Annotated in this window: 3 protein-coding genes; all 3 read left to right on the forward strand. The window is 56.6% G+C overall.

All coding sequences use genetic code 11. The features are described 5' to 3' along the window. On the forward strand, nt 1–756 hold a 756-nt coding region (locus tag BEB42_RS25485; protein ID WP_442899364.1), incomplete at its 5' end, for a bacteriophage T4 gp5 trimerisation domain-containing protein. A gap of 66 nt (nt 757–822) precedes the next feature. After that, entirely contained in the window at nt 823–5,043 is a 4,221-nt protein-coding gene (locus BEB42_RS25490) for an RHS element core protein (RefSeq protein ID WP_105267598.1), read from the forward strand. Further along, on the forward strand, nt 5,044–5,442 hold the full coding sequence (locus BEB42_RS25495; RefSeq protein WP_000425544.1) for a hypothetical protein: 399 nt from the start codon (nt 5,044–5,046) through the stop codon (nt 5,440–5,442). The last annotated feature ends 225 nt before the right edge of the window (nt 5,443–5,667 follow it).

Here is a 5,667-nt window from a genome sequence, read left to right on the forward strand (position 1 = left end):
CAGGAAAACCGCACCCCCGGCAGCCTGCCGGGAACAAAGACGCAGATGACCATTCGTTCGAAAACCTATAAGGGCAGTGGGTTTAATGAACTGAAGTTTGACGATGCGACAGGGAAAGAACAGGTCTACATTCACGCGCAGAAGAACATGGATACCGAGGTGCTGAATAACCGCACCACGGATGTGATAAACAACCATGCTGAGACCATCGGCAACAATCAGATGATTGCGGTTACCAACAATCAGATACAGACGGTGGGTGTTAACCAGATAGAGACGGTGGGCAGTAACCAGATCATTAAAGTGGGCTCTGTTCAGGTGGAAACGATTGGACTTGTTCGTGCGCTGACCGTGGGCGTGGCGTATCAGACGACGGTAGGTGGCATTATGAACACCTCGGTGGCCCTGATGCAGTCCTCGCAGATCGGTTTGCATAAGTCGTTGATGGTCGGGCTGGGTTATGACGTCAAAGTCGGAAATAACGTTACCTTCACCGTTGGTAAAACGAAAAAGGATGATACCGGGCAGACCGCGATTTACTCCGCCGGTGAGCATCTGGAACTCTGCTGTGGTAAGGCAAGGCTGGTGCTGACTAAGGACGGACAAATTTTTCTCAACGGCACAAAAATTCATTTGCAGGGTAAGGAGCAGGTTAATGGTGACTCACTGTTGATTAACTGGAACTGTGCAGCCTCGAAATCCCCACCGAAGACCCCTGATGAAAAGCAGGATACGCCGGATATGAGAGAGTACTGATCCCGTACCTGTTCGGTATTCAGTAACAAACAAGCATTAAAAATAAACAGAAGAAGGAATTGAATCATGAGCGGAAAACCAGCGGCGCGTCAGGGAGATATGACTCAGTATGGCGGTCCCATTGTCCAGGGTTCGGCAGGTGTAAGAATTGGCGCGCCCACCGGCGTGGCGTGCTCGGTGTGTCCGGGCGGGATGACTTCGGGCAACCCGGTAAATCCGCTGCTGGGGGCGAAGGTGCTGCCCGGCGAGACGGACCTTGCGCTGCCCGGCCCGCTGCCGTTCATTCTCTCCCGCACCTACAGCAGCTACCGGACGAAGACGCCTGCGCCTGTGGGGATTTTTGGCCCCGGCTGGAAAGCGCCTTCTGATATCCGCTTACAGATACGCGATGATGCACTGGTACTCAACGACAACGGCGGACGGAGCATTCATTTTGAGCCGCTGCTGCCGGGGGAGGCGGTGTACAGCCGCAGTGAGTCAATGTGGCTGGTGCGCGGTGGTAAGGCAGCGCAGCCGGACGGCCACACGCTGGCGCGGCTGTGGGGGGCGCTGCCGCCGGATATCCGGTTAAGCCCGCATCTTTACCTGGCGACTAACAGTGCACAGGGGCCGTGGTGGATACTGGGGTGGAGTGAGCGGGTGCCGGGTACTGAGGACGTACTGCCAGCGCCGCTGCCGCCGTACCGGGTGCTTACCGGGCTGGCGGACCGCTTCGGGCAGACGCTGACGTACCGGCGTGAGGCCGCCGGTGACCTGGCCGGGGAAATCACCGGCGTGACGGACGGTGCCGGGCGGAAGTTCCGTCTGGTGCTGACCACGCAGGCGCTGCGTGCGGAAGAGGCCCGCACCTCTTCGCTATCTTCTTCTGACCGTTCCCGCCCTCTCTCAGCCTCAGCGTTCCCCGACACTCTGCCCGGTACGGAATACGGCCCCGACAGGGGCATCCGTCTTTCGGCGGTGTGGCTGATGCACGACCCGGCATACCCGGAGAATCTGCCCGGTGCGCCACTGGCGCGGTACACGTATACGGAAGCCGGTGAACTGCTGGCGGTATATGACCGCAGCAATACGCAGGTGCGCGCTTTCACGTATGACGCGCAGCACCCGGGCCGGATGGTGGGGCACCGTTATGCGGGAAGGCCGGAGATGCGCTACCGCTACGACGATACCGGGCGGGTGGTGGAGCAGCTGAACCCAGCAGGGTTAAGCTATCGCTATCTTTATGAGCAGCACCGCATCACCATCACGGACAGCCTGAACCGGCGAGAGGTGCTGCATACAGAAGGCGGGGCCGGGCTGAAGCGGGTGGTGAAAAAAGAACTGGCGGACGGCAGCGTCACGCACAGCGGGTATGACGCGGCAGGAAGGCTCACGGCACAGACGGACGCGGCGGGACGGCGGACAGAGTACGGCCTGAATGTGGTGTCCGGCGATATCACGGATATCACCACGCCGGACGGGCGGGAGACGAAATTTTACTATAACGACGGGAACCAGGTGACGGCAGTGGTGTCCCCGGACGGGCTGGAGAGCCGCCGGGCGTATGATGAGCGGGACAGGCTGGTAACGGAGACATCGCGCAGCGGGGACGTCATCCGGTATGCTTATGATAATCCGCACAGTGAATTACCGGCCACGACAACAGATGCGACGGGCAGCACCCGGCAGATGACGTGGAGCCGCTACGGTCAGTTGCTGGCGTTCACCGACTGCTCGGGCTACCAGACCCGCTATGAATACGACCGCTTTGGTCAGATGACGGCGGTCCACCGTGAGGAAGACATCAGCCTTTACCGCAGCTATGACAACCGTGGCCGGTTAATATCGACAAAAGATACGCAGGGCCATGAAACGCGGTATGAGTACAACGCCGCAGGCGACCTGACCGCCGTCATCACGCCGGACGGCAGCCGGAGTGAGACACAGTATGATGCGTGGGGAAAGGCCATCAGCACCACGCAGGGCGGGCTGACGCGCAGCATGGAATATGACCTTGCCGGACGCATCACCACGCTGACCAACGAGAACGGCAGCCACAGCGACTTCAGTTACGATGCGCTGGACCGCCTGATACAGCAAAGCGGCTTTGACGGCAGGACACAGCGCTATCAGTACAACGCCGCAGGCCAGCTTATCCGCAGTGAAGACGAGGGACTTATCACGCTCTGGCACTACGACGAATCGGACCGTATCACTCACCGCACGGTGAACGGCGAACCGGCAGAGCAGTGGCGGTATGACGGGCACGGCTGGCTGACAGACATCAGCCATCTCAGCGAAGGCCACCGGGTGGCGGTGCATTACGGCTATGACGATAAGGGTCGCCTGACCGGTGAACGCCAGACGGTGCATAACCCGGAGACGGGGGAACTGCTCTGGCAGCATGAGACGAAACACGCCTACAACGAACAGGGACTGGCAAACCGCGTCACGCCGGACGGTCTGCCACCGGTGGAGTGGCTGACGTATGGCAGCGGTTACCTGGCGGGGATGAAGCTGGGCGACACGCCCCTGGTGGAGTACACCCGCGACCGCCTGCACCGGGAAACAGCGCGCAGCTTTGGTAACGGAACGGGCAGTACAGCCGCATACGAACTGACCAGCACATACACCCCCGCAGGCCAGTTACAGAGCCAGCGCCTGAATAGTCTGGTGTATGACCGTGACTACGGGTGGAATGACAACGGCGACCTGGTGCGCATCAGCGGCCCGCGACATACGCGGGAATACGGCTACAGCGCCACGGGCAGGCTGGAGAGCGTGCACACCACTGCGGCGAACCTGGATATCCGTATCCCGTATGCCACCGACCCGGCGGGAAACCGGCTGCCGGACCCGGAGCTGCACCCGGACAGTACACTCACAGTGTGGCCGGATAACCGCATCGCGGAGGATGCGCACTATGTCTACCGCCACGATGAATACGGCAGGCTGACGGAGAAGACGGACCGCATCCCGGCGGGTGTGATACGGACGGACGACGAGCGGACCCACCACTACCACTACGACAGCCAGCACCGCCTGGTGTTCTACACGCGGATACAGCATGGCGAGCCACTGGTCGAGAGCCGCTACCTCTACGACCCGCTGGGCCGCCGGACGGGGAAACGGGTGTGGCGGCGGGTACGTGACCTGACGGGGTGGATGTCGCTGTCGCGTAAACCGGAGGTAACGTGGTACGGGTGGGACGGCGACAGGCTGGCGACGGTACAGACCGACACCACGCGTATCCAGACGGTATACGAGCCGGGAAGCTTCACACCGCTCATCCGCATCGAAACAGACGTGACCGAACTGGAGAAAGCGCAGCGCCGGAGCCTGGCGGAGAAGTTACAGCAGGAAGGGAGCGAGGACGGTCATGGTGTGGTATTTCCGGCTGAACTGGTGCGGCTGCTGGACAGACTGGAGGAAGAAATCCGGGCAGACCGCGTGAGCAGTGAAAGCCGGGCGTGGCTTGCGCAGTGCGGGCTGACGGTGGAGCAACTGGCCAGACAGGTGGAGCCGGAATACACACCGGCGCGAAAAGTTCATCTTTACCACTGCGACCACCGGGGCCTGCCGCTGGCGCTCATCAGCGAAGACGGCAAAACGGTGTGGAGCGCGGAATATGATGAATGGGGCAACCTGCTGAATGAGGAGAATCCGCATCACCTGCACCAGCCATACCGTCTGCCGGGGCAGCAGCATGATGAGGAATCAGGGCTGTACTATAACCGGAACCGGTACTACGATCCGTTGCAGGGGAGGTATATCATCCAGGACCCGATTGGGCTGAAGGGGGGATGGAATCTGTACCAATATCCGCTGAATCCAGTGCAACACGTTGATCCATTAGGGCTTAGTACTATGATAATAGGTAACGGCCCCGTTCCTGATAATCCTTTTGGGCATGCTGCGGCGGCAAATCGATATGGATTAATGAGTTCGGGAACTGGGGATGAGATGGGAGCCTCTGTCTCTGATTATTTTAAAAAGATGCAACCCCGCAGAGATACCTGGATTTGGATAATAGATACAACAGATGAAGAAGAACAATGTATGATGAATAAGGCAATAGACCTTAATAAAAAACTAAAAACTATTAACCTCGGGCCTCTTCCTGTTTTAAATAATTGTTTTAGCCGAACGAACATGATTTTTGAGGCGTGCGGGTTTAACAACCCCTCTATGAATACAAATGCGCCTATAAGCCTACAAGTGCTCGGTGAGCTTTATGGATATCAAAGATATATTATGCCTAAAGGTCCTTTCACTGGATTCCCATTTGAATTTCAAGAGGTAAAGTAAATGGAAATGCTTGGGAAGATATTAGTGATAATTATTTCCATGATAATTATATCTTGTGATTATTATAATGCTGGCATGGACTATCAAGATAATATAGCCCTCGAGCAAGTCGTAACATGGGATTCTGATAATATATTCACACCTAATATCTTTGAACATAATGGAAGATGTTTTATGAAGAAAAATGAAACATGGATGTTATTAAATGGAGATGCAACACCAAACATTAGAACAATGAGCAATAAGAAAATAGAATGCCTGGAGAAGAGTGAAGTAGAATGGGCTAGTAGGGTTTGCGACAGTATCACAGACAAGGAAAGGGAAAATCTGAAGGCATTAATATGTAGCAAACCAGCTAAATCAGTTAATACAGGCAAAAGACCAGCGTTAGGATATTGAAACCGGCACTGCACTCTATCACTATTACAATATTCTGAGTGACTAGAGCAACTGCTCCGCCATCCGGGCTAGCAGTATGACGACGAATCCGAACTGCACTACAACTGGCACCGGTACTACAATCCGGGACAGGGACCAGGGAAAGATCACGGTGTGCCGTAGGCACAAAGATGCAAAACGGGACGTTTTGCATGTAATAAGCATAAGCTTGTGAAGAGATGGTGG

Source organism: Escherichia sp. MOD1-EC5990 (genome assembly GCF_002965285.1).
Classification (GTDB): Bacteria; Pseudomonadota; Gammaproteobacteria; order Enterobacterales; family Enterobacteriaceae; genus Escherichia; species Escherichia coli_F.

Bases quoted from the DNA above. Each gene is read 5' to 3' on its own strand.
- BEB42_RS25490 (WP_105267598.1), top strand. From the start codon at position 823: ATGAGCGGAAAACCAGCGGCGCGTCAGGGAGATATGACTCAGTATGGC.
- BEB42_RS25495 (WP_000425544.1), top strand. From the start codon at position 5,044: ATGGAAATGCTTGGGAAGATATTAGTGATAATTATTTCCATGATAATT.